This window comes from Staphylococcus cornubiensis, assembly GCF_900183575.1.
Classification (GTDB): domain Bacteria; phylum Bacillota; class Bacilli; order Staphylococcales; family Staphylococcaceae; genus Staphylococcus; species Staphylococcus cornubiensis.
In genome coordinates, this window is sequence record NZ_FXUZ01000003.1 from 82,553 (window position 1) to 109,431 (window position 26,879).

At 37.4% G+C, this 26,879-nt stretch carries 30 protein-coding genes and 1 riboswitch; of the genes, 8 read left to right on the forward strand and 22 right to left on the reverse strand.

Features of this window, described 5'->3' with window-relative positions:
- Positions 1 to 241 precede the first annotated feature (241 nt).
- The gene (locus tag CCE82_RS04970; RefSeq protein ID WP_240507165.1) at positions 242 to 946 is read left to right on the forward strand and encodes a CPBP family intramembrane glutamic endopeptidase; all 705 of its coding nucleotides are present in this window, start codon (positions 242 to 244) and stop codon (positions 944 to 946) included.
- Positions 947 to 1,068: 122 nt separating this feature from the next.
- On the opposite strand, the gene mdh is transcribed toward CCE82_RS04970, so the two are convergent.
- From mdh to CCE82_RS04990, 4 genes are all read right to left on the reverse strand, one after another.
- On the reverse strand, positions 1,069 to 2,007 hold the full coding sequence (gene mdh / locus CCE82_RS04975) for a malate dehydrogenase (RefSeq protein ID WP_086428318.1): 939 nt from the start codon (positions 2,005 to 2,007) through the stop codon (positions 1,069 to 1,071).
- A 243-nt stretch (positions 2,008 to 2,250) separates the two neighbouring features.
- Entirely contained in the window at positions 2,251 to 2,532 is a 282-nt protein-coding gene (locus CCE82_RS04980) for a hypothetical protein (RefSeq protein WP_086428319.1), read from the reverse strand.
- Positions 2,533 to 2,614: 82 nt separating this feature from the next.
- Complete coding sequence (locus CCE82_RS04985; protein WP_086428320.1) at positions 2,615 to 3,523, reverse strand: aldo/keto reductase; 909 nt, start codon at positions 3,521 to 3,523, stop codon at positions 2,615 to 2,617.
- A 26-nt stretch (positions 3,524 to 3,549) separates the two neighbouring features.
- Positions 3,550 to 4,479, reverse strand: coding sequence for a CobW family GTP-binding protein (locus tag CCE82_RS04990; protein ID WP_086428321.1), 930 nt, complete (start codon positions 4,477 to 4,479; stop codon positions 3,550 to 3,552).
- A 226-nt stretch (positions 4,480 to 4,705) separates the two neighbouring features.
- Here CCE82_RS04990 and mgrA point away from each other — a divergent pair, with 226 nt between their 5' ends.
- Positions 4,706 to 5,143 (forward strand): global transcriptional regulator MgrA, encoded by a 438-nt coding sequence (gene mgrA / locus CCE82_RS04995; protein ID WP_086428322.1) that lies wholly within the window; start codon positions 4,706 to 4,708, stop codon positions 5,141 to 5,143.
- A gap of 390 nt (positions 5,144 to 5,533) precedes the next feature.
- Here mgrA and CCE82_RS05000 read toward each other — a convergent pair whose 3' ends face one another.
- Positions 5,534 to 7,195 (reverse strand): amino acid ABC transporter ATP-binding/permease protein, encoded by a 1,662-nt coding sequence (locus CCE82_RS05000; protein ID WP_086428323.1) that lies wholly within the window; start codon positions 7,193 to 7,195, stop codon positions 5,534 to 5,536.
- The gene (locus tag CCE82_RS05005; RefSeq protein WP_086428324.1) at positions 7,196 to 8,833 is read right to left on the reverse strand and encodes an ABC transporter ATP-binding protein/permease; all 1,638 of its coding nucleotides are present in this window, start codon (positions 8,831 to 8,833) and stop codon (positions 7,196 to 7,198) included. It lies immediately after the preceding gene.
- Positions 8,834 to 9,107: 274 nt separating this feature from the next.
- On the opposite strand from CCE82_RS05005, the gene CCE82_RS05010 reads away from it, so the two are divergent.
- The 4 genes from CCE82_RS05010 to CCE82_RS05025 all read left to right on the forward strand — a co-directional run bounded on the left by CCE82_RS05010 (position 9,108) and on the right by CCE82_RS05025 (position 12,437).
- On the forward strand, positions 9,108 to 9,962 hold the full coding sequence (locus CCE82_RS05010; protein WP_086428325.1) for an undecaprenyl-diphosphate phosphatase: 855 nt from the start codon (positions 9,108 to 9,110) through the stop codon (positions 9,960 to 9,962).
- Between the two features lie 379 nt (positions 9,963 to 10,341).
- Entirely contained in the window at positions 10,342 to 11,319 is a 978-nt protein-coding gene (locus CCE82_RS05015; protein WP_086428326.1) for a hypothetical protein, read from the forward strand.
- Positions 11,320 to 11,766 (forward strand): YaiI/YqxD family protein, encoded by a 447-nt coding sequence (locus tag CCE82_RS05020; protein ID WP_086428327.1) that lies wholly within the window; start codon positions 11,320 to 11,322, stop codon positions 11,764 to 11,766.
- Between the two features lie 104 nt (positions 11,767 to 11,870).
- Positions 11,871 to 12,437 (forward strand): LOG family protein, encoded by a 567-nt coding sequence (locus CCE82_RS05025; RefSeq protein ID WP_086428515.1) that lies wholly within the window; start codon positions 11,871 to 11,873, stop codon positions 12,435 to 12,437.
- Between the two features lie 376 nt (positions 12,438 to 12,813).
- Here CCE82_RS05025 and CCE82_RS05030 read toward each other — a convergent pair whose 3' ends face one another.
- The 4 genes from CCE82_RS05030 to CCE82_RS05045 form a co-directional block, all read right to left on the reverse strand.
- Entirely contained in the window at positions 12,814 to 13,362 is a 549-nt protein-coding gene (locus CCE82_RS05030; RefSeq protein WP_086428328.1) for a GNAT family N-acetyltransferase, read from the reverse strand.
- Positions 13,363 to 13,571: 209 nt separating this feature from the next.
- A complete protein-coding gene (locus tag CCE82_RS05035) occupies positions 13,572 to 13,871 on the reverse strand; it encodes a hypothetical protein (RefSeq protein WP_086428329.1) in 300 nt (99 codons plus the stop codon).
- A gap of 133 nt (positions 13,872 to 14,004) precedes the next feature.
- Entirely contained in the window at positions 14,005 to 14,328 is a 324-nt protein-coding gene (locus tag CCE82_RS05040) for an SA0632 family lipoprotein (RefSeq protein WP_086428330.1), read from the reverse strand.
- Positions 14,329 to 14,397: 69 nt separating this feature from the next.
- Positions 14,398 to 14,853, reverse strand: a complete 456-nt coding sequence (locus CCE82_RS05045) for a GNAT family N-acetyltransferase (protein WP_086428331.1) — start codon at positions 14,851 to 14,853, stop codon at positions 14,398 to 14,400.
- Positions 14,854 to 14,945: 92 nt separating this feature from the next.
- Between CCE82_RS05045 and CCE82_RS05050 the strand changes: the two genes are divergently transcribed.
- The gene (locus CCE82_RS05050; protein WP_086428332.1) at positions 14,946 to 15,629 is read left to right on the forward strand and encodes a DUF1129 family protein; all 684 of its coding nucleotides are present in this window, start codon (positions 14,946 to 14,948) and stop codon (positions 15,627 to 15,629) included.
- A 96-nt stretch (positions 15,630 to 15,725) separates the two neighbouring features.
- On the opposite strand, the gene CCE82_RS05055 is transcribed toward CCE82_RS05050, so the two are convergent.
- The 11 genes from CCE82_RS05055 to CCE82_RS05105 form a co-directional block, all read right to left on the reverse strand.
- Positions 15,726 to 16,223: a DUF456 domain-containing protein gene (locus CCE82_RS05055; RefSeq protein WP_240507166.1), complete on the reverse strand. Its 498-nt coding sequence runs from the start codon at positions 16,221 to 16,223 to the stop codon at positions 15,726 to 15,728.
- A gap of 15 nt (positions 16,224 to 16,238) precedes the next feature.
- Positions 16,239 to 17,444, reverse strand: a complete 1,206-nt coding sequence (locus tag CCE82_RS05060; protein WP_086428333.1) for a sugar efflux transporter — start codon at positions 17,442 to 17,444, stop codon at positions 16,239 to 16,241.
- Between the two features lie 85 nt (positions 17,445 to 17,529).
- Positions 17,530 to 18,399 carry a LysR family transcriptional regulator gene (locus CCE82_RS05065; RefSeq protein WP_086428334.1) on the reverse strand — a complete coding sequence of 290 codons (870 nt, stop codon included), beginning with the start codon at positions 18,397 to 18,399 and terminating at the stop codon, positions 17,530 to 17,532.
- Positions 18,400 to 18,487: 88 nt separating this feature from the next.
- Positions 18,488 to 19,084: a ribonuclease FAU-1 family protein gene (locus CCE82_RS05070; RefSeq protein WP_086428335.1), complete on the reverse strand. Its 597-nt coding sequence runs from the start codon at positions 19,082 to 19,084 to the stop codon at positions 18,488 to 18,490.
- A gap of 558 nt (positions 19,085 to 19,642) precedes the next feature.
- Complete coding sequence (locus CCE82_RS05075; RefSeq protein ID WP_086428336.1) at positions 19,643 to 20,125, reverse strand: cupin domain-containing protein; 483 nt, start codon at positions 20,123 to 20,125, stop codon at positions 19,643 to 19,645.
- Between the two features lie 18 nt (positions 20,126 to 20,143).
- A complete protein-coding gene (locus tag CCE82_RS05080) occupies positions 20,144 to 20,860 on the reverse strand; it encodes a YebC/PmpR family DNA-binding transcriptional regulator (RefSeq protein WP_086428337.1) in 717 nt (238 codons plus the stop codon).
- Between the two features lie 75 nt (positions 20,861 to 20,935).
- On the reverse strand, positions 20,936 to 21,940 hold the full coding sequence (locus CCE82_RS05085; RefSeq protein WP_086428338.1) for a ThiF family adenylyltransferase: 1,005 nt from the start codon (positions 21,938 to 21,940) through the stop codon (positions 20,936 to 20,938).
- The gene (locus tag CCE82_RS05090; RefSeq protein WP_086428339.1) at positions 21,940 to 22,707 is read right to left on the reverse strand and encodes a thiazole synthase; all 768 of its coding nucleotides are present in this window, start codon (positions 22,705 to 22,707) and stop codon (positions 21,940 to 21,942) included. Before CCE82_RS05090 ends, CCE82_RS05085 begins: the two co-directional genes overlap by 1 nt.
- A 3-nt stretch (positions 22,708 to 22,710) precedes the next feature.
- Entirely contained in the window at positions 22,711 to 22,911 is a 201-nt protein-coding gene (gene thiS / locus CCE82_RS05095; RefSeq protein ID WP_086428340.1) for a sulfur carrier protein ThiS, read from the reverse strand.
- Positions 22,912 to 23,502 (reverse strand): thiamine phosphate synthase, encoded by a 591-nt coding sequence (locus tag CCE82_RS05100; protein WP_086428341.1) that lies wholly within the window; start codon positions 23,500 to 23,502, stop codon positions 22,912 to 22,914.
- 75 nt (positions 23,503 to 23,577) lie between these two features.
- Positions 23,578 to 23,686, reverse strand: a riboswitch (TPP riboswitch).
- An 18-nt stretch (positions 23,687 to 23,704) separates the two neighbouring features.
- Positions 23,705 to 24,325: a Bax inhibitor-1/YccA family protein gene (locus CCE82_RS05105; protein WP_086428342.1), complete on the reverse strand. Its 621-nt coding sequence runs from the start codon at positions 24,323 to 24,325 to the stop codon at positions 23,705 to 23,707.
- A 340-nt stretch (positions 24,326 to 24,665) separates the two neighbouring features.
- Between CCE82_RS05105 and CCE82_RS05110 the strand changes: the two genes are divergently transcribed.
- Positions 24,666 to 25,484 (forward strand): LysM peptidoglycan-binding domain-containing protein, encoded by an 819-nt coding sequence (locus tag CCE82_RS05110; protein WP_086428343.1) that lies wholly within the window; start codon positions 24,666 to 24,668, stop codon positions 25,482 to 25,484.
- A 381-nt stretch (positions 25,485 to 25,865) separates the two neighbouring features.
- Here the strand turns inward: CCE82_RS05110 and CCE82_RS05115 are convergent, their stop codons facing one another.
- Positions 25,866 to 26,867 carry an inorganic phosphate transporter gene (locus CCE82_RS05115; protein ID WP_086428344.1) on the reverse strand — a complete coding sequence of 334 codons (1,002 nt, stop codon included), beginning with the start codon at positions 26,865 to 26,867 and terminating at the stop codon, positions 25,866 to 25,868.
- Positions 26,868 to 26,879 lie beyond the last annotated feature (12 nt).

The following is a 26,879-nucleotide window of genomic DNA, read 5'->3' on the forward strand; positions in this document are numbered from 1 at the left end:
ATAGGATGGAGAAAATTTTGGCCTCTCGTCATGCTATTACTACCAATGGGCATTGCAGTATTTGGGATTCAAATGTTGTATTATGAACGACATTATCCAAACTGGCAACTTCCCTTTAAGACAAAATTATTGCTAAAATACAGTTATATCCTTACATTTTTTCAATTTGTAAGCTTATATTTATTGCTTTTTGTCATTTAATTGTTGTAGAAGCAAAGGACCTAGGAGGAAAATGATGCGTATGTCTTCAAAGCAAGTAGCCTGGCGTGACTTATGGGCGTTTGTCATTTATTTTTTAGCACAAATTATACTCGGAAATGTGTTCAGTCTATTTTTAATTCCATCAACACATATTCCTGGAGCAATATTACTACTATTCGTCAGTATTATAACATCCATCCTTGTCATCATTTATGTGGCATGGTCGCATCGTCACGGCCTAAAAAGTAAGATTGTAGAAATATTTAAACAGAGTAAAAAGCATATCAAACTCATGGTGAGTGCGTATGTGATATATATGATGGCTAACATGATATTCACTTTTTTATTACAATTTTTACCCGAACAATGGCAATTTAAAGAAACAGGAAACCAAGAAGCACTGATGGCCTTTTTCCAACAATCGGCTTGGTTACCCCTCGTATTTTTAAGCTTAGCTATTTTAACGCCTATTACTGAAGAGTTACTTTTCCGCCATGTCATTATTGGCGAACTCGGTAAAAAATTAGGCGTGATATTTACAGGCCTCATCTCTATCGTTATTTTTGCAAGTTTACATATGGGCGCCGCACATCATCCACTAGAAGCTGTACCTTATATCTTTCTAGCAACGATGTTCGTCATCGCATACATTAAAAGTGGATGTAATATTGCTGTGTCTATCTTCTTGCATATACTGAATAACACCATTGCTTTTATCGGCGTCCTTTTCCAAATCTTTTCATAAATATTAAACCCCCATGTTCCATAACGAGAGACGCGGGGGTTCTTTTTATAAGATTATTTCAATGGCATGTGTATTGAAATGTGCGAATGAGAATGTGCCGCACGGTTTTGCAATCCATTCTCCTACACACTTTTCAATGTAGCCTTCACATTTTCAACCGCTTCAGCTGAACGCTTCAACTGCACTTTTTCTTCATCTGTTAATTCTAATTCAATGATACGTTCCACACCATTGGCACCTAATACAGTTGGCACGCCGATGTAAATATCATTTAATTGATACTCTCCTTGACAATAAGCAATCGTTGGCAGTACACGCTTTTGATCTTCTAAAATCGCAATCAACATTTCATACACTGCAGCTGCTGGCGCATAATAAGCCGAACCCGTGCCTAAAAGTTGTACAATTTCTGCACCACCTTTACGTGTTCTTTCAACAATTTCTTCCATTTTTTCAGGTGGTAACAATTCATTGAGAGGCACCCCGTTCACTTGGCTATGACGGACTAACGGCACCATCGTATCACCGTGTCCACCAAGTACGAGCCCTGTGACATCATTGACCGCAACATTTAAAGCTTCCGCAACAAATGTATTAAATCTCGCAGTATCTAAAACACCTGATTGCCCAATCACGCGTTCACTCGGAAAGCCTGACGTACGGTAAACAGTGTATGTCATTGCATCAACTGGATTAGTTAACACAATAATCGTACAGTTTGGTGAATATTGAACTACTTTCTTCGTCACTTCGACCATGACTTGTTCATTTGTTTGTACTAAATCATCACGACTCATGCCAGGTTGACGTGGGACACCTGCAGTAATCACGACGACATCTGAGTCTTTCGTATCTGCATAATCTACCGTTGAATTCACATGCACATTAAAGCCTAAAATAGACCCACTTTGTTGCATGTCCAACGTTTTCCCTTTCATCACTGATTCGTTTTTTTCACGGTCAACAATCAGTACATCTGCATTACCTCGAGATGCGATAATAAATGCAAGTGTCGCACCTGTATGACCTGACCCAATAATTGAAACTTTTTTACGTCTCATATTCCAAAAACCCCCTTGTCTATCATCACTTTTATTATATCATTGCACTTTTATTAATGTGCAACACAATTCACATTTTTACTTGTAATCTTTGTGACAAAAGCTAAAGAAATAAAAATAAGATGATGACACTTAATTTTTAGAGTAAAGAATTACGATTTGAAATAAAAAATAGTTTCTGAATGACATACAAAAAACACGCCCTACAAAGAAAAATCCCTGTAAATGCGTGCTAATCGTCACCTAATGATATTTAAATAACATGTATAGATAGAGCGCAAATGCACCTGCCATCAATATTGTCATCATCAATAAGTATAATGCGGTGCGCCCATATTTGAACAAAAAGGCAATAAACATCGCGATAACATTATAAACCATAAAGACACCGAAAATCGTTACGAGCCAAACAATATCTGGTGAAAAGACAAACAGTAATGCAACGATAAGCCCAAAGATAATATAAGGTATGGCAACAACGTTACGTTTGAAACGACTGCGCTTAATTTTTTCCTCTTCTGTCATATTTTTACCTCTCAATTCCTAATAATCCTGTTCCATTGTACTAAAGTTTGCTGTGCTGTGACTTCCTAGATATGTGACAAATTTATGGAATGTCGTAGCCTTGTGCAGCAGTATAAATATCAAACCATTCTTGGTCATGCAATTCAAGTTGGAGACCATTAATCACTTCATCAACACGTTCAAGTCGCTCAGTCCCTACAATCGGCATAATGTCAGCGGGATGTTTCTTAAACCATGCAGACACTACGGCAGCAACTGAAGTATCATGTACTGTTGCAATACGTGTTAATACCGGGAGTACGCGAGACGCTACTGGATCGTTTTCATCAAACAATCGACCGCCCGCAAAAGGTCCCCAAGCCATTAACTTTACACCTTCACGGTACATATCATCAATCGTACCATCATGAAACGCTTCTAAATGGTACGGAGAGACTTCGATTTGATTCACTGCTATATGGAATTTATCGTCTTTTAAACAACGATTTAATAGCTCATATTGCGATCGATGAAAATTAGATACGCCGAATGACAACAATTTGCCTTCTTTGACTAAATCTTTTAATGCATCTGTAATTTCACAAGGTTTCATCAGTGGTGATGGGCGATGAATCAGTAAACTATCCAAATAATCAACTTGAAATGATTTTAAAGAGCGTTCTACAGCACGTTTAATATGCTGTTTGCTCAAATCATAGCGATGATCCGTTTGCTCAGGATAAATTTCATTTGGAAGCACGATACCACATTTCGTCACGATTTGGATTTTATCACGCAATTCAGGAGATAACGCTAATGCATCCCCAAACATTTTCTCAACTGTATAATGACCATAAATATCAGCATGATCCATTGTTGTCACACCACGTTCAACAAGTTCATGGATAAAACGGTTCATTTCTTGTGTTGATTTCTGCCATTTGTGTGCTCGAAAAAAACCGTGTATGATTCTAGAATACTTCACATGCTGATTAATAGTGATTTGATCCATTGAAACACCCCTTAAATAATCCATTATTAAGTAAATTGTAACATATCCAATTGATTTCTTAACATAGCCTTATCTAACTGTTCACCGATGATTACGATAGATGTTGGGAGTTTCAAGTTGCCCACACTTTCAATAGACGGCAAGCCTTCTGAATATTGAATCAAGAAAGTTTCATCAGGTTGTTCACGCAAACGAATGTAACCTTTTAGACGTAATACGTTGTCAGGTAGCCTCAAAATAAATTGAACGAGTGCCTCTTCTGCAACGGGGCTGTCAAAATTGTATTGTAAACTCGTATAGTGCGCATGTGTATGACTATGAAACGCTGTAATATCAATATTTTGTGCACTTGCACCGTTTTCAATTATTTTCAATGTTTCACCATATTGTGTAAGTACGATACGACTTTTAGGAGACAATGTTTCAATTTCTTCAATAATTGCTTGAAGTTGAGCTTTATCTTCTATTAAATCTACTTTATTAATAAGTATCGTTTGACTTGCACGGATTTGATCTTCCATTAAAGCTTTAGTTTGTGCAGTATTATCATGTCTTTTCATAAATCTGACACTATCCACTAACCCTATTGTTTCAATTGATGAAAATGCATCCGCTAATAAAGGGTCTTGACAGGCAACTAAAATATCGATTGGATTGGCGACACCCGTAGCTTCTACAATGATGTAATCCACCTCAGCATCACGTGTTAATTGGTACAAATGTGCAATTAAATCTTGTTGAATGTCACAACAAATACACCCTTGTAATGCCGACTGTTGAACGTCATATCGACCCAAAATGTGACTATCTACATCAAAATCACCAAATTCATTTACAATGAGTGCAACTTTCTCATCTTTTTTTAATATTTGCGTCATATAATGATTTAAGAATGTGGTTTTGCCACTTCCTAGAAATCCATGTATCAATATGAGTGATGTTTGTTTTTTAAACATAAATTTAACCCTTTCTCTCAAAAAATCTACAAATCTGTTATAATATATGTATATGTCTGACTTTTAACTTGATAAAGTACGCTTTATCTTCTAAAATTACTGCATGCTATATTTTAAGGATAGCATAGATTTAAGTGAGAACGGCTTAAATCACTCGATTATGGACGGATTCCCATTCGTGATAGAAAAAGAGAAAACGGATAGAATGTCTGGAGGAGAACTAATTATGTCTGACCATTTAAACTTAAAAGAGCAAGTATGTTTTAGTTTATATAACGCACAAAGACAAGTTAACCGCTATTATTCAAACAAGATTTTCAAAAAATATAAGCTCACGTATCCGCAATTTTTAGTTTTAGAAATTTTATGGGACCAGTCCCCTGTTAATGTGAAAAAAGTTGTAACAGACTTAGCCCTTGATACAGGAACCGTATCACCTTTATTAAAGCGTATGGAACAAATCGATTTGATTAAAAGAGAGCGTTCTGAAATCGACCAACGTGAAGTATTTGTTCATTTAACTGAGAAAAGTAAAGAAATGGAACCTGAATTAGCTAATGCATCTCAACAAGTTGCAGAAGCTTCATCTTTAACACCTGACGAAGTAAAAGAACTGACTCGACTATTAGAAAAAGTGATTACAGCTTTTGATGAAAGTAAGTAAGCGACTGAAATGAGTCGTTACTTATTAGTCATGAGTATCGTTTTCGTATTGATATAGATAGACTTGTTTTAGGGGACAAAATCAATTTTCACACGATGAAATTTTTGGGGGATTCGTGATATTGATATTTAAATCATAGCGTTAGTTGTGTCATGACACTTGATTTAGAGCACATCATTTTCTATTTGACTGAGACAACCTTAGTTTATCTATACATACATAATCATAGTTCGGAAGCGCTAGAATGCCCTCTATTGACATTCTGAGCGCTTTTTTATCTTGCTCTTTTAAAATAGAAGGCATACCCGTTAACTTCTTTTTAATTCCGGAAAACAACTTTTATTATTTTACAATAGTTATCTATTCCCTTTTGCCATTACATTGACTCACTTATTTCTGAACTTTATCGGCTAAAAACTGAGCCGGTGTCATATCTCCTACTATCATTCCTTCTTGCATCATAATGACTCGATCAAATTTCGATAAATATTGTATATCATGCGTCGCAACTACGAGTGTTTCAGCCTGTTGATGAATTTGATGCATCACATCTTTAGTATTTTCAATATCTAAAGCTGTCGTTGGTTCATCAAGTAACCAGATCGGACGAGGTCGTAACATTAGCCGTGCAAGTGCTAAACGTTGGAATTCCCCACCTGATAGCGTATTTTGATTTAATGTCAACGGCCGATCTAATGTAACATGTTGAAGACGTAATTGATCAAGTACAGTCCGGCATTGGGACGTTGAAGCACCAGTCAATAAATTTTCATACACTGTGCCATCATAAAAATGAGGCTGTTGTAACAACGTATTTAAGTGATTGTAGTAGTCAGTGATATCTAAATTTTGTAAAGTCGCCTTGCCTATTGAAACTTGACCTTCACTCGGTGTATAAAGCCCCATTAAAAGTTGTAATAGCGTCGATTTTCCCGAACCAGATGCGCCAACTATTGCGACATGCTCACCTCGTCGAATGTGTAAGTTTAGCTGATGCACACTCGGGCGCTGTTGATGTTGATAATACAACGTTACATCTGTTAATGATAACAGTGGCTCACCAGGCAAAACTTGATTGATGTCTACCTTTTGTTCACCTATCGATTTGTCATTATACTGCATGACCTCTGATAAACTTTGCTGTGCTAAATCCGTTTCACTTTTATAATCAGCAACTTGACTCATTGGTACGGCTTGCTCTAATAAAGTCAAAATCATCAAAATAATGCTTGTTACGTAGACAATTTCCACTTGCTGTTGTGCGACCATGACGACAACAAGCACGATACTACCAAGTAATGCCGCCATGCTGATTAAATGCCGCATATAATCATAAACTAAGTGACTGCGTTCTGACAGATGCTCTGCTTCGCTGAATGACATTTCAGAATGCATTAATTGCGCATGATATTGTTCGTCACTATTAAAACGTTTCAACTCATCGTAACCTAACATGTAGTCATAGTACTCATGCATCCAGCGCTGCCCAGTTTGATTCACCTGAAGTCTGATACGCGTAGCTTGTTTCACACGTAAAGCTGGCAATATTAATAATGAAATCACAAGGGTCACCATTAAAATAACGGCATGTACCCATGAAAAATAAATTAAAGTTACGGCTGAAATGATTATCGTTAAACCGATAACAATGGGTGGATAATACACACGTAAATAAATATTTTGCAACGCTTCAACTTGTGTAACCATTCTACCGAGTAAGTCGCTTGATCGAAATTTTCGAAAGACATCGGGCACAATTGGAATGAGTGCGCGATATAACTGAACACGTACATCTCTCAACATTGTAAAGGTCGCACGGTGAGAGCGAAGTCGTTCATAGTATTTCGTTATGGCGCGTATAAAACCAAATAGTTTCACTGTCACAATTAAACCCATTAAAGCATATAGCGGCGCTCCTAATGCACTTTGTGTAATCATATATCCACTTAAAAAGAACATACCTAGTGCCACAAGACTTCCAAATACACCGATGCAAATGGCCATAACGATATCTTTGTCCCATTTAATGTTGATGACTTGTTGGAGTTTCATTTACTGTTCACCTCCATGATACGCATGCGTTAGCGAAAGTTGAATTTTATCATCATCAGACTGAATCCGACCATCTGCTAAATAAATACGTCGTGTCGCATGTTGAATCGTTGACTGGCGATGTGCAATCGTTAAGCGTGTCGTATGTTGAAAATGACGGTCTAACGTTTGTTGAATGACTTGTTCAGTCGCACTGTCCAATCCCGCTACAGGTTCATCTAGAACGACAAAATCTGGATCTAGCAATAACAATCTTGCTAATTCTATTCTTCTCATTTCACCGCCGGACAACATTTCTCCACCTTCGCCAATTAATGTATCAATACCTTGCTGAAATCGCTCGACAACAGGCATTAACTGTACTGCTTCCAATGCGGCGATGATTTTATCAGTAGGCACGTCATTGAATACAGCTACATTTTCTGCAATTGTCGCATTAAAAATATACGGGTTTTGAGATAGGTAGCCTATTTTCAAACCTTGACGTTGGTACGTGACACGTCCTTCTTGAGGTAAATGTTCACCGATTAATAACTGTACTAATGTTGACTTTCCAGCACCACTTGGCCCGACTAAAGCAATGCGATCCCCTTCAAAAATGTCTAGATGAATATCTGTTAACACATTGGACGTCATATTGGGATAACGATAATGAAGGTCCCTCACTTGAATGAGTGGCGTTTGCGTTACATCAACACCGACTTCATGACCTATAACAGGGGGATGCGCTTCTAATGCTGCGTGAATGACGTCACTAGCGCCTTCACTTTCTTTCCCTGTATGAAAAGCTTGCCCCAAATCTTTAATCGCATTATAAAATTCAGGCGCCATAATCATCGCTATCGCAGCTGTACCAAAATGAATCGAATGAAATACAATCAAGCTCAAGCCGACCTCTAAAGCAACTAAACCAATCCCTAACATACTAATAAATTCCAACATTAAGCCAGATAAGAAAGCACTTCTTAAAATGGTCATCGTCTTATCCCGAAATTGCGTGCTTTCCTCACTAATCGTTTCTACAGCTTGTTCGGAACGGTTAAACAGTTTTAAAGTCACCAATCCTTTCGTTAAGCTTAAGAAACGTTGCCCAAATTGATTTAAAAATGTCATTTGTTCTTTCGCATCATCACGTGTTTTAAGACCAAAAACAATATAAAAAATAGGAATAAACGGTGCCGTAACGAGCATAATTAAAGCAGTTGGAAAATGCACAAAACACATCGTTACAATGATAGCAAGAGGGATAAAAGTCGATTTAAATACTTGAGGCAAATAATTGCGATAAAACGGCAACATTTCGGACAATGTTTCTGTCGCCATAGTAAGCCGCTCACCTACAGCTTGTCGTGATACTTGATGTAATAAACGATGTCGTATCGTCTGTCGAACATGATGTGCCAGTCTTTCTCCTAGCCATCCGTTCACATAATCAAAAGTAGCACGTAATATGAAAATCAATGCTAAAAACCCTATCACTTTAAACCATGATGTAGGTTCATGCATGAGTATACGTTCTAATATTTTTCCAATTGTCACGTTTTGTGCAACAACTGAAAGTGCTAGACCAATACAAACGATAGCCATGAATACAGGCAACATGTAAAATTGCTTTGCCCATTGATGTAGTTGTTTCATCTCTTATTGCCGCCTCCATTTGTATGTGTCATTATTCCATTTTACATGCTCGTCCGATCCCTTTCACGTGAAAAAATTCGACTATTTTTTGTCTAAAATTTTAAATCAACATCTCATTTACACAATATCACTTGAACGTTAGACCTTCTTTCTACTGCTTAAGACGTATATTTCAAAAAATTTATGTTTGAAAAAGACATCTTAAATGCGAATATGCTATCATATGCTATGTTATATTTAAAATTACACAAAAATAATTAAAGAGGGTACTTGTATGTTATTTTTCGAATTAATTAAAGCCATTATTCTTGGTATCGTTGAAGGATTGACTGAGTTCGCTCCCGTCTCTTCAACAGGACATATGATTTTAGTCGATGATATGTGGTTGAAATCGACAGAGTTTTTAGGATCACAATCTGCTTTTACCTTTAAAATCGTCATACAACTCGGTTCAATTTTCGCTGCGGCTTGGATTTTTCGTCACAAGTATTTCGAAATGTTACATATCGGTAAATACGCACCAGAACAACAGCCTGGTCGTCGTTCGAAACCACGTCGTTTAAATCTCTTACACATTTTTATAGGGATGATTCCAGCAGGTGTATTAGGTTTATTATTTGATGATTTGATTGAAAAATATTTATTTAGCGTGCCAACTGTACTTATCGGTTTATTCCTCGGGGCGATTTACATGATTATTGCCGATAAATTTAGTCTTAACGTTAAAAATCCGAAGACTTTGAATGAAATTACTTATTTTCAAGCATTTGTCATTGGACTTTCTCAAGCTGTTGCCATGTGGCCAGGATTTTCACGTTCTGGATCTACCATTTCGACAGGGGTTTTAATGAAGTTAGATCACAAATCTGCTTCTGACTTCACGTTTATTATGGCAGTACCTGTCATGTTAGCTGCAAGTGGTTTATCTATTATTAAACATTTAGACTATATCGAATTAGCGCATATTCCTTTTTACATTTTAGGTTTCTTAGCTGCTTTCACATTCGGTTTTATCTCAATCAAACTCTTCTTGAAATTAATTCAAAATGTAAAATTATTGCCATTTGCAATTTACCGTATCGTACTCGTAGTCATCATTGCTGTCGTTTATTTCGGTATCATTAAATAATTTTAAAACATCTCTATAAAACGTTTACGAAGGGGTTGTGACCATTGCGTGTCCGGCCCCACTTTTTTATCTTTCAATATTGATATTATGCCAAGCGATGTATACAAATTAACACTTCAGTCATTTGCATGATGACACATCTCGAAAAAATTTCATCTTTCCACGGTCATCTCAATTTGATGGACCTGTCGCCTTTTTTAAAAATTCCGGAAAATCCGAGTTCACTTTTTAATTATCCATCAAAAAATTGTACAATAATATTAATATACGTATTGAGATAAACTTAATGACTCCCCCTATCCACTCGAAGCGTCACGTTTATTGACACTGCTGAAGGGGTAAAAAGTCATAAGTATACTCATAATTGGAGGCAACGTTCATGAATAAAACAATCAAAATGATTATTAATGTTTTACCTGTATTTTTAGTACCACTCATATTAGAACGCAAAAAGTTTAAAGAACATCCGGATGTCCAAAAAGTAACGCAAACAACAGTGAACACATCTAAAACGGTGGCACATAAAACGGGCCATGTTGCGAGCGCTGTGAAAGATTCTGTTGTTTCAGGCTCAAGTCATTTAAAAAAGACGATTCAAACGAAAAAACGTCGTCATGATTACAATAAAGTAATGAAAAAAGAAGCTGAAATTCAACGTTATAACCGTCCTGAAAATGTGCGTGCACGCGGGAAAGCAATCGCTAAAGAAAACCGCAAAGAAATTGATAAGTTAGCGAAAAACTTAGAAAAACACATTGCAGAACGCCACAAAGAAGAAGATAAAGCATTTGATAAGCGTCAAAAACAAATGATTAAAACGATGAAAAAAATGCAAAAGTATGAGGAAAAAGTTGGGCACACACCCGGGCAACTCGATGCTAAAGTAGAAAAACGTGCTGAAAAAATTGAAAAGCACAATAAAAAAGAAATCGACAAAATGAACAAAAATTTAAAAAAACACCTTGAGCAACGTCATAAAAAAGAAGAAAAAGCGGCAAAAGAACGTGAAAAAGCATTAAAGAAAAATATGAAAGCGATGCAAAAACACGAAGACAAAGCAGGACATACGACTGATGCCACTTCAGTAGCGGAAAGTGAAGCAGTTCAATCAAACAGCCAACAAGAAAAACAACGTATTACGACATTATCAGAACTCCAAACCACTCAAAGTCGAACAGCTGAAGGTAAAACAACACCGAGCGCGCCAGGTCAAGTCGAAACAACTTCAGACAATGCGCCTTTATACGAACAACATTATCAAAATATGGAGCGTCAAGTACATGACAGCGATACATTAAGACAAAACCAACAGTTAAATGACACATCCCAAAACTCAATGAAGAAACAAGGACGATAAATGCGCATTTTAATAGATGGCGATGCTTGTCCAGTCGTCGATTCCATCGTTCGAATCACGGCTGAGACAGGCATTTTTGTATACTTATTTCGCACATATAGTCATTTTACTGTTCAAGATTATCCCTCACATGTAGAAGTCAAATACATTGATGGCGGACGTGACGCTGTTGATTTTATGTTACTTCAACATGCAAAACCTAATGATATTGTTGTCACACAAGACTATGGACTGGCAAGTTTAGTTTTAGAAAAAGTCAAACATGTCCTGCATCATAATGGCCACATCTACACAGCAGCGAATATTGATCGTTTGCTCGCTCAGCGCTACTATCACCAACAAGAGCGACGAAAATCAAAACGTCATCAAAAAGGGCCACGTGCATTTGACCAAAAACAACGTTTAAATTTTGAAGAAACTTTCCGCCGCTGTATCCAATCTCAATAACTGTGCATGTGTCTTAACATTTCTTGTTTTGCTACACATGCATTTCTTTTTGTTTTAAACTATGGGTAACGATTGATTTAAACAAAGGAGCGATACAAAAAATGATTCAACGTATAGCAGTTTATTGTGGTGCAAGTAAAGGTTTTAATGCGTCATACGTAAAAGAAGCCTATGCTTTAGGACAATATTTTGCAGAACAAGATATTGAACTCGTCTTCGGTGCCGGATCTGTTGGTATTATGGGCGCGATACAAGATGGCGTATTAGATCATGGAGGCCATGCAATAGGTGTCATGCCTCGTTTATTAGATGAGCGTGAAATTACAAGTCAAAAAGTATCTGAACTGATTTTAGTCGATTCGATGCATGAACGTAAGCAAAAAATGGCAGATCTCGCGGATGCTTTTGTGATTGCTCCAGGGGGTGCTGGTTCTCTCGAAGAATTCTTTGAAGTTTATAGTTGGGCACAAATTGGATTACATCAAAAGCCGATTGGTATTTTTAATATTAATCAATTTTTTAAACCTTTAGAGGCATTGATTACACATATGATTAATGAGGGCTTTATTGATAAAAAATATGAAAAACTTGCAGGTGTGTATGAAACACCAAAAGCATTGTTAGAAGGCCTTCAACATGCCAAGCCAATTTCGACACGTACATATGATTAAATCATATCGTTTCTAAGTTTCAGTAGCGTTGTTGAAATGGATATCGGACGTGTCGCCATCCGTTTTAACAACGCTATTTTTTCATTCTGTTGATCATTCAAGTCACCCTCTATTTTATTTGTCACCTATATACACGGCGCACACCGAACTTTTACTTCTAAATCTTTGAAATATTTTTAAACAAAAAAGAGGCATCTTAGCCTCACAACATGTTGTATCACATTTATTGACAAAAAATGAGTTTCAAAAACCTCCATTAGCTTCCGATCAGTTATGTCTTTTTCTCGAGATTGCAAGAATCGTACAAGGCGACAAAGAACGCGCTGCACGATTCGGCGGTCAAAACATGATTACAATGTTTCGTTTAAAACCAAACTTATGCTTGTTTCAACTGTTTGACATAACGGACTTGTGGCCTCAGTACATGATGTTCACTCAATCCCGGCTTTTCAAAATCATCGTAATGCGTCATGCCAATCTTTTCCATCACACGAATCGACGCATGGTTGACTTTGGCCGCCATCGCATAAACTTCGCTCACACCGCGTTCAGCCACATAATCCAGCACCGCTTCAGCCCCTTCTGTTGCGATGCCATTATCCCAAACTTCAGGAGATAAGCGCCAACCAATTTCATAAAATGGGAGCTCATCAAAAGGATAGTCTACGGTTTGAGGGATATAATTGACCCCAATAAAACCAATCCACTCTTTCGTTGCCTTTAATTCAACTGCAAATAGCCCCATCCCGTGCGTTTTTAAATAGGATTTCATCGCTTGAAAATCCAGTTCTGTTTTTTGGTAACTTAATAAACTCGGAAAATACTGACGGACTTGGCGATTTGCATTTAATTTTTGAAATGGCTCTAAGTCCTCATCTAACCAGTCTCTCAATTTTAATCGATTTGTCTCTATATACACTGTCATCATGCATCCCCCATTCAACCATGTATCCAAAGAAAGAAGCGGGTCAGAAATCTCAAGTGTTGCATGTGATTTCATCTTCCCGCCTCAGTTATGCATTTGATTTCTGAAAGCTTTACTGGGCGCATCTTCAGTCAACATCTGCTATCTTTTCAAATCTTCTCGGTCAGATGTATCCCGCGCCTTTAGTTATTGATACGATATTCACTTCATTACGCTTTAGAAATATAGCTAATGAGTTGAATCGTCACAGGTACCTCTTTCAACCGTTCTGGATTTTGACCTTTTTGTGTGGTAAATACTGCATCGACAAAATCCTTTTTATGATTCAAACGATATGTAGCTGTATACGTTTCCCAGTCATGATTAAAGTTAGGCTTCAATGCGATAGAACGTTGTAACTCACCTGTCGAATCAACAATGGTATAACCTGTAATGTTTTCAAGTTCACGGCCAAGTTCAACAAGTGACATGTCGCGGCCTTCTAACAATCTAAATTCTTTTTCGTACATACGATAACCCTCTTTTCTCTCCGTAATATATGTGTTTTTAATACCCTATCCCTCTCAACATCAAACGCGCTTCCTTGCGGGTCATGTCAATAGCTTAAGATATCAAAATGACGTTAAACAACGATAGCTTAAATTAGTTTTTTTCTTTAGTATCAGACTTTTCTTTTGATTGTTCTGTCGATTTAGCATCTTTTTTAGATTCCGTTGCTTTCTTTTTGTCTTTGCTGCTCTTTTTCTTATCATCTGATGATTTTGCTTTATCAATAGAATTTTCAAGGTCTTTAATTTGATTATCTAATTTTTCGCTCTGTTCTTTTAACTTTTTATTTTCTTCTTGTAATTCTTTTTGTTCGTTTTCCAACGATTTAATTTCATTTTGCAGTTTTTCCTTTTCACTATTGCCACACCCTGATAACAAAAATACTGTACCAACCAGTGCGATAAGCTGTTTCTTCATTATTATTTCTCTCCAATTAGAATGACTTACACTTTATTTTATCATGGTTTAAATAGATACGCATAATGCTTATGACTCTTCTAATGATTTTGACATAATATATTTTTCAACACGATAGCCTAACGCTTCATTCAGTTGAACCATCGCTTGATTAGATTGTTGTACGGTACCCATTAGTTGGCGTGCACCTTGCATTTTTGCCCATGTCTCAATCTGTTGTTTGAGTTCAGTAGCATAGCCCTGTTGTCGATATTCAGGCGCCACATATAAAGACTCAATTGTCACTTGAGCACTTGCTGGTTCGTAGTGCGCCCATGCATAAGCAATCATACCGTTTTTCACATCTGTGACGACGCCAATCCAATCTCCCGCATGACGTAATCGGTGCGCAATCATTTCTTCATAAAGTGCAATTTCCATTTGCGTCCCTTGTGTTTTTGTTAAAGTATCTGATTGCAACAGTTGAACGTGATGTTCTGCCACGCTATGAATATATTCTCTATCTTCGGGCGTGAGTAAAAACATAACAATCTCCTTTCTTTTAGGATTGATTTATCGAATGAATATCGTCATAATAAGTACAGTTCACTATGATGATATGAGGAGGTGCTTGACCAATGAAAACGACGAACGAACTCATGAAAGAAAATAATGTTAAATCGTTACGTCTCAATAATACGGATCGTCAAATCTTTGAAAGTTATATGACATACGTTCGTGCTGATATGCGGGTCAATGCACACGACTCCGAAAAAGTGCTACAACGTATTTTAGGTCATTTGCTCAAAGCTGAAAATAAAGGTCTTCATGCGATGGAATTTTTTGGTCATAATCCTAAAAAACATGCCATTCAAACAATTAAAGAGATGCCTAACCATACTTTTATGAATATTTGTCATTATATTTTACAACATATTGTCTTTTTATTAGGTGTATTCTGCTTCTTAAAAGGGTTCTTAGGATTTTTCATTAATGATACGCGTGTCTTTTTATATACCTTTCCGCTCACTTTTATTGCAGGTATTTTTGTCACTTTTTTATTCATTTGGTCTTGTTTCAAAATGATTCAACTTCAAGCTTTTGACTATTCACGTCTCGCTTGGTTGCTTGGATATGTCGTACTTATGGCACTCATTGTATTGATTTTTATTATTTTCTTTTTTCCACAAAACTTTTTAGAATTTGGCCCTTATATACATATTAGTAATTGGGCATTTATTATCGCTTCATTTGTCGTTGTGCCTATTGGTATGCTGAAATATAAAAATGATGACAATGCTAAAAGTGCTTCTTGGCGTTAATCCATCAATTTTAATATACAATTAAAAAAGTCGGGTCGATGAAAGTAACTGCTTACCTTTCATTTACCCGACTTATTTTATTTTATCAAGGTCCCTCTAATTGATGAGCAAAGCATCAATGAAAAACCAAATGATCATGACAAACATGAGTACCGCTTGCATGACTGCGCTAGAGAAAAACGCGACAAGCGAACCAAAACTGGCCTTGACTGCTTGTGTGACATTTTTTGACTGCATCATTTCAACAATAATGACAGCGATAAACGGCACAACAATGACACCAAAAGGCGGGAGTACAAAGGCACCTACAAGCACACCAATTAAAGCTGCCCACTCCCCTTTTTTCGTACCGCCGAATCGATTCACAAAATAGCGATTGAGCCATAAATCTGATACAAAAATAAAAATCGTTAGCACAATCATCGCTGTCCAAAAAATCCATGATAACGTCGATCCATTAATGCCGAACTGATAAATTAAAAATCCAACCCATAATACAGGAATAGCTGGAATCACGGGCTTGATTAAACCTATAAATGCCAATACGAATGCTGCTAAAATGAGCAACCATAAAATAACATCTAAAATCACCATTTGCCTTCTCCTTATTTACACAGTTTGTACTTTTTTTCTACTTTTCTTAGTAAATAAAATTAACACAAATCCACATGCCAGTGATAGCGCAGAAATGTAAAATACATTACCTAAACCAACCCAATGACTCATTGCGCCACCTAATAAATTCCCTAATAATTGACCGATAACCATAGCATTAGCGAACAACGTCGACGCATAACCTGGATATTGCGGTAGAACATCTTGGAAATAACTAATCCCTATACCGAGTAATACAGCTAAAAAGGCTGCTAGTAACACCTGTCCGACAAGCATCATGTGGACGCTTTCAAATATTCCGATACTACCAAAAAATAAACTACCACAAACTGCTGCAATAGCTAATAACGTACGTGTCTCTACTTTGCTTGCAACCATGCCTAGAATAATCATAAACGGCACTTCCAAACCAGCACACAAACTCGCAAGATGACCGACATACTTTTCTTCTTCATGCAAATATTGTGTCACAAAAAGCGGCATATTGAGGGTATACATCCACTGACCGATATGTAATAACACAAAAGCAACGAATGGGATAATTAAATAGCGATGTTTCAACATAGAAGGTGCATCTTGTTCAGTTGTCGCACTATCACGTACAGGCTTTTTCGCTTTCACATCTTTAAAAAAGAAAACTTGAAGAAGTAGTGTCGTCAAAATAATTGCGACAGTCCCACCAAACAAACCACTATAGCCCCAAGATTGGTTTAAAATATTCCCCACTAACGGGCCAAATAGGAAACCAAATGAAAACATGGAACGTAATACAGAATTGGCAAATACCGCTCGACTACTTGACGTGGATTGATTAATAGATTCCCTTGCAGAAGCATAAAGTTGAGGCATAGCCGGAGCGAATAACCCTTGAAAAATAGCATACAAAATAATGAATAACACGACCGAATGAACAAAAAAAGGTAACGTAAAACTGATAGCTCCCATAAATAAACCTGCAATAATAATCACTTTTCGATTAATGGCGTGAGTATCCGAAAAACGCGCGACAATACTGTTCATTGTAAATTGACTAATGGCTGCCAATGCCAATAACAACCCAAACTGATTGGTCGTCATCCCTAGCTGATTGGTCGCAAACAAGACAAAAAATGGGACTGTAATCGCAATGCCCATCCCAATCAGCATCATATTCACAATAAATAACTTATAATTTTTAATCGTTAATAATTCACGAAACATGTGTGTTCTCCCTTTTTAAATACTTCAAAATGTTGATATTGAATAGCATGATGCTGCTCTCTCTTTTTCTATACATCACATGTCTTTATTCGATATCTTCAATGTGCAAATAAGTCTTAAACACATTGATAAATGAACTGACTTGAGGTAACTGTACCATACTCATGTCATAACTTAAATATGTAGAACGCACTAAAGATTGTTCTTCTACATCAACTTTTAACATTGCAAATTGAGATGTATCTAAGTCTTTCACCATAATCTCCGGCAAAATCGTCACCCCTACACCGCTCAACAACAGCGCTTTACACGTCGCAACTTGGTCTACTTTAATACGCGCATGATAGTCTTGTGACATATGCTGTTGATACCACGTCTTAATTTGATTAATATAAACGGGATCCGCTTGAAATTCAATAAAGGGCAACTTATGTAATTCAGCTTCTTTATTTTTAGGGTAAATAAAATAATGTTGGTCATCCATCAAATGATCGTTGTGCATATTTAATAATTGATTACCTCTCACAATCATAATATGGTAATCGTTATGATTTGCTTTAATATGTTCACTTGAGCCAACTTGTAATTGAATTTCAACATTCGGAAACTCTGCAGTGTAACGACTGAGCACTTCTGGTAACACGGTTTGGCCGACTAATGATGAACAACCAATCGACAGCGTTCCATTAATCGCGCCAACATGAGCCTTAATTTTGTCTTGGAATAGGCGTTCTTGTTTCAACATCGACTTCGCGTGCGCAATAACCATCGCACCTTCTGTCGTTGTAATCAACTGTTTTTTCGTACGTATAAAAATGTCTACACCAAAATGACGTTCAATCGATTTCAAACGTTGTGTGACAGCAGGTTGTGAAATATAAAGACGTTCAGCCGCTTTTCTCAGTGTGCGTGTTTCATCTAAAGTAATTAATAACCGATAATCATCAATTTTCATCGTACAGCCTCCTCAAAAATAAAAGAAACACTAGACAAGATATTTGTCCAGTGTGCAGAAACCCTTTCACAGCACACGGTGGCGGTTGTTACGGTGTGTGAAAACCATCTCTTTTTGATTCCTCAAACTGTTTGTACTTTTCTCGCTTATGGTATTTGCGATTAATTTTGTGATAACAATACATTGCTTTCTTTTCAATACTTTCAAAATCTTCGTCAATTTGTATCATCAATTGATGTGCAATGACATAAGCTTCATGATATTGCTTTCGCGTAATTTGGTTCGATTTCAATGCACGCTCTAAGTCTTCTTGGTCTACAAGTTCATATTGGCCATCTGGTAAAGCAAGCACATCTAAACATAAATCAATCGTACGTGCCTTGCCTTTTTGCGTAATATTTTTTAAATTTATATCAAAATAGTATTGTAAAGGTTGTCCTTTGTCATTGAACATTACTGTCATGCTGTAACGCTTTTTCTCTGGCAGGATTTGTAGCCATTGATAGCCATCGTCAGCTACTACCATTCGTTGATTTACAACAGTCACCTCTAAAGGATCTCTCACCTTTTTGATTGAAATTAAACCTATTATGCCTTTAAATTTATTATTATTGACTTTAACTTCGATATAATCATGGTCTAAGAGGCGACGCCAGTGACGTTTATCAATATATTTCACTTTCACAGCCACCAACTCCCTTTTTTTCATTATATATAAATCGAAGTAGGATGTCACTTGTTGCATCTATACTATCATATAAAATACTGTTCATTCAGAGACATACATAAGCCAAAACATGATGTCATCGCACTCGAACACTGCTTTTTCACTCAAACCATTCGTTATATTTCAATACATTTATGACTATTGAATGGACATGTCAATCAAGCCAAATTGAGTTGAGGCAAGTCCCCTGGGAACGCGTAGCCCGAATCTCTCTCATTTAATAGACATCATACTTTTTGCTTTCGCATTTTCATGTTTTATGAGTCAGTGGTGTTTTAGAATTGCTTGAACCATCCGAGACTCTTGAGGGATGAGCTGATTCGGAAAATCCACCAACGCTTCTACTATGTTACTTTAAAATCTAGCGTTGGTTAGTTGAAGAATCAGCCCCTAAGAAAGCGAGTGATGGTTCAGCAATCTCTCAATGGCAAAACTTATGACACATCCCCCACTATAAATTGTGAAAACAAAAAAGACCGATAAGATACCAACATCTCATCAGCCTTTCAAATCAACCTATTCATCCACCGAAACCTTCGCATACTTCCGAATAATTGCTTCATGCTCAGGATACCATGACAACAGCTCTTCTTGTGTAAACAACTCAAAATGCTCAAACTGAAACGCAGGTTGCACCATACAACCGACAACCGCGAATGCATTTTCACGTTCGATAGATGATGCAAATATCGTTCCTTTTGGCACAACATATTGCAACACATCGCCATCTGCTACATTAGGGCCTAATTGCACTGCACGATACGTATGATCCGGATAAATCATATGAATTGTCAGCGTCTCACCGGCATGATAATACCAAATCTCATCTGCATCAATACGATGAAAATGTGAAATATTATTATCCTCCAGTAGAAAATAAATGCTAGAATAATGCGGTCTTTCATTCGTCGTATCCGGACTTAAAATGGTTTGGCGATAATAGCCCCCTTCTGGATGAGGGGTTAAATCTAAATGGCGCACCCATTCTTGTGCTTCCATGACATTGACCTCCAATGATTATGCAAGTTCTACATTATGATAAACGTGTTGAACGTCTTCTAATTCTTCTAATACATCGATTAATTTTTCGAACGTTTCTTGATCTTCTGCTGAAAGTTGGACTTCTGTTTGTGGTAACATTTCAAGTTCGGCTACTTCAAATGATGTCACACCTAATTGTGCTAACGCTTTTTGTACAGTCGCAAACTGATCAGGTTCAGCGTACACAATTGTTAAACCGCCCTCTTCTGTCACGTCACGAACGTCAATATCATTTTCCATTAAAGCTTCGAGTACTGTATCAGCATCAAAACCTTCGAATGCAAATGTAGCGGTATGGTCAAACATATAAGCAACTGAGCCAGACACGCCCATATTTCCTCCGTTTTTACCAAAAGCTGCTCTTACGTCAGAAGCTGTACGATTGACGTTGTTCGTTAAGGCATCCACAATCACCATAGAACCACTTGGACCGAAACCTTCGTAACGGAGTGAATCGAAGTCTTCTTCGCCGCCACCTTTCGCTTTTTCAATCGCTCTATCAATAATATGGTTGGGTACAGAATAAGTTTTTGCGCGTTCAAGGACAAATTTTAATTGTTGGTTTGATTCAGGGTCTGGTTCACCCGATTTCGCTGCTACATAAATCTCTTTACCAAATTTAGCGTAAATTCGACTTGTGTTTTTATCTTTTTGCGCTTTCTTTTCTTTAATATTATTCCATTTACGTCCCATGACTTCCATCTCGCTTTCAAATACTTTTTTGAGTACCCTTTATTATACATGTAAAATTTAGGCGATGGCAACATTCTAAATATGAATCAGTTGTTCGAACACTTGTCGAACGATGGATTGTGCAGTTTCAATATCTGACGCGCCATAAACTAATACACGTCCATCTTGATACAGCGTTAATTCATACGTTTGAAACTGAAGTCTTTTAACAAAAGCATTATCGATTAAAACCGTTACCTCTTTACGTATTGACGCTTCGAATTGTTCTCGGGATAACCTGAACTGATACACACCGCCACATAGTAATTGCGTAGACTTGAGCTGTTTATTTTGTAGACGCCTGTATTGTTGCTGAGCACAGACCGGACAATTCTCTTCCTTAAGACTTTGAATCGATAGTTTTTTCACTTTACCTTGATAAATATCCGTTGTCGTCATCTGGTACGAAAAATCGCCGTGCATCAGATAATAAAAAACTTCTGCCACGACAAAACTACTCGCTAGATGCACAGCGGGTGGCAAGACGCCGTTAAGATCACAACTTTCCATCGTTTCTGGTACATCTGGCATGACGCAATGTAAACACGGACCATCATGACTAATCGGAAAGACGCTCAATTGACTACCTACAACAGCACCATAAATGTACGGAATGTTCAATTTACGCGTCGCTTCATTGACTAAATAACGTGTTTCAAAACGATCGAGTCCATCGAGTACCATGTCAGGTTGTAATTCTTCAAGGATGCCTTCAATGTTTCGTGCTGTCACTTCTTCGTACAACGGTTCAATGGTCACTTCATGATTCATCATGGCAAGGCGTTCTTTAAGCGCAAAAACTTTTGGCTTCATCACTTCAGCATCTGCTTCAATATAGCCACTTTGCCGGTGTAAATTGGACAAATGAACGACATCTTTATCAACAATGGTCAATTTGCCGACACCACTTCTCACCAGTTGTTCTGCAATACCACTTCCCAAAGCGCCAACACCTATGATCAATACATGTAATTGCTGTAATTGATGTTGGCCAGATGTCCCAAAATGTTGGAAGCGCATTTGTCTATGATAACGTTCCATTATAAAAAGCCTAGCCCCTCTGATGGACTTGATTGAACTGCATTATAACGAATCGGAATACGCCCTGCTTCATAGCTCAGACGCCCCGCTTCAATGCCTTTTTTCATCGCTTCAGCCATTTTAACTGGGTCTTGTGCACGTGAAACTGCTGAGTTGAGCAATATCGCATCTGCACCAAGTTCCATCGCTTCCGCACAGTCTTTTGCCGAACCAATGCCTGCATCAACAATAACGGGTACCTCACACTTTTCAATTATATAACGGAGGTTCAATGGATTTGTAATGCCACGTCCTGTACCAATAGGAGAAGCAAGTGGCATCACAGCATGCACGCCTAAACTTTCTAGTCGCTTAGCTAACACGACATCATCTGAAATGTATGGGCAAACAATATAACCCTTTTCTAATAAAATTTCACACGCTTTGTACGTTTCAAGTGGGTCTGGAAGTAATGTATCATCATCACCAATCACTTCGACCTTAATCATGTCACATACGCCAGCTTCACGCGCTAATTCAGCAATACGCACAGCTTCTTCTGCTGTTTTTGCTCCTGCTGTATTAGGAAATGTCGTAAACTTTGATAAATCGACATTCGCTAGGGGATTCGGTAAATTTCTGTCATATAAACTCATACGTCGCACCGCAAATGTGAGTACTTCCGTTTCTGATGCTTCAATAGCTTTAGATTGAATGGCTTCGTTTTCAAATTTGCCTGTCCCTAAAAATAATCTCGAATTGAATGTTAAATTCCCAATTTTAAACATCTGTTAACCGCCTCCTACAAATTCTAACAATTCTAATTGATCTGCTTGTCGTACTTCCGTTGTCGACCACTTCGAACGTTTAACAACTTCTGCGTTGCGTTCGACAGCCATCCGTTTCGCTTCAATACCGAAATGGTCTAAAATGTCTTGCACAGTCGTTCCTTCTTCAAATTGTTGTTTTTCTCCATTTACAAAAACTTCCATTCATTTCACCTTCTTTAATGACCAATCATGAACCATCCTTTTAAATGTTTGAAGTTCATGTGTAAATGCACTGCTAATACATGCAATTCCTGTAAAATGAGACGATACGTGTTGCACCGTGTCAGCTGTAATACCTCCCAATGCCACTATCGGAAAATCAATGGCTAACGCTTCAGCAATTTCAGTTTCTGTCCGTGGTGGCAAATCAGGTTTGGAAGGGGTTTGGAAAAGATGACCAAATAGCACAAAATCTAACTGCTCTATTTTTGCATGACGAATCCTTGCTGCTGAATGTGTCGACATACTCACTTGGTAGTGTGGATTTTCTTTCTTCAATATTGCTGCACGTGGATCTCCCTCTTTAAAATGCACATTTGAAATGCCGAGTTTTATTGCTAATGCCAAATCGGTATGTATGATGACTTTTGATTTAGGAAAACCATTGGCCAATAACTTTAATGTCCATCGCTCAAGATGTGGTGTCTGCATAGGTGTCCGTAAAATGACACCCGCTATCTGTCCCTCGATATTACATAGACGCTCGATATGACGGTTGTTCAACTCAACATACGGTGTTATGACTATAATCATCGCCTTCCCCCCTCTCCTTTCACAATAAAAAAACTACTTTCCTCGTAAATTACACCAGAAAAGTAGCCTCATTTGACACAAATACAGCCACTTTCCTACGCCAGTACGAACTGGATCAGGTTCAGGAATTTTGAAATCACTATTTCAATCTCAGCCATTAACAACGGCACTTCCAGTGGATTGTTTCAAATATTCAATTGTTTTATCGTTTCACTATACGAGCTAATTCTAACACATAACGAATAATGTGGAAAAGGTTTAAGAATAAATTAAACCCCATTTCTCGCGGTGAAAAGTGTCCTAACTTCATACGATTAAAGTCATACAATGTATACAATAAGAAAAGCAATAACCCTACAACCGCAATGATTGTGTAAAGGACTGGACTATGAATCCACCAACCAACAAGACTTGCTAAAATCAATGCGATTAATGTCACAAATAAATATTTCCCTAGACTCGACGCATCTTTAATCCAAAAATAGCCGAGAATACCAAAGATAACGAATCCAGAAACAGCTAAAATGACCATAGTGAAAAATAATTGAGCACCTAAATCTTGCAATGTATACATAAATGTCGCATAGGATAACAATCCGACGACAATCGTATAAATATGAGAAATAATCGGACCACTAAAGCGCACTCGTTGAAGTACCATAGACGCTAAGATTAAAATAAGTAGTCCTATAGATAAGGGTTGACGCCAAGCTGTCGGTAAAAACTGTCCGAAATAAGTTGAAATCCCAAAAATCAACCAATAATACGTAAAAAACAACCATACTTTGCTATAAGCAGAACGGGATTGGTATTGTGTTGCCATCTCATTTTGCCTCCTTTCATCCTATTTTACGATAAGTTATCACAGAATCAAACGCAGATGTGATACAAATATTCCATTGATAAACGATACATTTATATTACAAAAACTTTAATTATCTCAAAAGATTTGTAAATCAAAATTTCTATAAATTGGACAGTGACAACATTCAAGAACAACACTATAGCAAAATTATATTTTTCGCAATATTACAGATTCGTAACATCCCCCCTCTCACTCAAAATATTTGTTATCATAATGATTGAATTAATAATCAATTTACACATTTCGTTATTCATTGCTCAACACATCTTATCATTCGTGTAAATAAGGAGGCAATACATTGAAAAAACTCGCATTTGCATGTACGTTGACTTCAGGTGCGGCAGCCGTCGCTATGCTCAATCATCAAGATGCCGACGCGTCAACGCAATATACAGTCCAATCCGGAGATTCACTTTGGTCCATCGCGCAAAAATATGGAACAACAGTTGATGCACTTAAGCAATCGAACCAATTATCAAACAACATGGTTTTTCCAGGTCAAGTCTTAGCTATAGGTGGCGGTAGCGGTGCACAATCTTCTGCTACTGTACCACAACAAACTGGAGGCACATACACTGTTCAAGCTGGCGAATCTTTAAATGTCATTGCTACAAAATACGGTGTGTCTGTTCAAGAATTAATGCGTGCCAATGGATTAACAAGCTATTTAATCCATCCAAATCAACAACTTCAAATTCCTGGCGGTAACGCAGCACCAAAAACAGGTGGCGCCGGCGGAACGGGTAGTATTTCAACAAGTGGCCAATACAATACACCTACTTTTAATCATCAAAACTTATACGACTGGGGTCAATGTACGTATTATGTGTTTGATCGTCGTGCACAAATTGGTCAACCGATTAGTACGTATTGGTGGAATGCAGATCATTGGGCAGCGAATGCCGCAGCTGATGGTTATACTGTAGATCATAATCCAACAACAGGTTCAATTATGCAAAACTTTGAAGGTCCAGTCGGCCACGTTGCTTTTGTTGAACGTGTGAATGATGATGGTAGCATTTTAATTTCAGAAATGAACTATAATACACCACCAGGACAACAAGATTACCGTACAATTCCAGCATCAATTGCATCATCATACAATTATATTCATTAATTATAATCAACAGAAAAAGATTAACTTTGGTGTTTTCGGACATCAATCGTTAATCTTTTTTATTGCCTTTTTTAAACAGTAACTCCCCCATTTTTCTTCCTACGATGCGGGCAAATGAGAGAGGGCGGGACATTGAAAATTTTAAACTTCAATCCATTCAGAGATTTATGATTCATTAATGACTTTAAAGCAGTCGGAAAATGAAGGGAAATGGCATACAAAAATATTGCATCAATAGCATCAAAAATTTTTATGTCCCATCCCCAGGTTAATGGACTTTTAAAATTGTTATGCCTTTGTCCCATCTCAAAACTGCACTGATCTAAAAAAGAAAAGAAGCCAAGACATTCATCTTAGCTCCTTAGTGTATAGTATTCATCATTATAAGAATAAATTTAAAATGAAGTAAAAAATACCAGCAATCAATGCAGAAATAGGTAATGTAATCACCCATGTCACAATCATTCGTTTAGCTGTATTCCAATGCACACCTTTAATTCGGTTAGATGAGCCCACACCTAAAATTGAAGATGAAACGACGTGCGTTGTTGATAATGGAAAATGTAACGATGATGCGACAAAGATTGTTAACGCTGATGCTAAGTCTGCTGACGCCCCATTAGCAGGACGGATTTTCATGATATTACCACCGACAGTTTTAATGATTTTCCAACCACCGACTGCTGTCCCTAATCCCATTGCCGCAGCACAGGAAATTTTCACCCATAATGCAGGCTCAACACTCGTTTGCATATTCGCAACGATTAACGCCATTGTAATGATACCCATTGATTTTTGCGCATCATTCGTCCCATGAGAGAACGATTGTAATGATGCAGTGAAAATTTGGAAAAAGCGGAAGTTACGATTCGCACGTGTTAAGTTCGCATTTTTAAATACTTTCTTAACAATCGTATACATCACGAAACCTACTGCAAATGCAATCACAGGTGACAAAATTAAGACAAGTACGATTTTTGTAAAACCTTGATAGTGTAAGACATCAAACGAACCTGCAGAAGCAATCGCTGCACCTGCAATCGCACCAATTAACGCGTGTGAAGATGAACTTGGTATGCCATAAAACCAAGTCACTAAATTCCACACAATTGCAGCTAATATAGCAGATAATACAACGATCAAACCATTATCTAATGTAAAAGGATCCACAATCTCTTTTGTAATTGTTGAAGCCACACCTGTAAACGTCAAAGCACCAATAAAGTTCATAATGGCCGCTAAGAAAATGGCTTGTCTTGGCGTTAAAGCACGTGTAGATACTGCTGTAGCTACTGCATTCGCTGTATCGTGAAATCCATTAATAAAATCAAATAATAACGAAAAGATAATGATAGCTACTGTAATAAGCAACAAAAACTCCATAAATGAGGACTC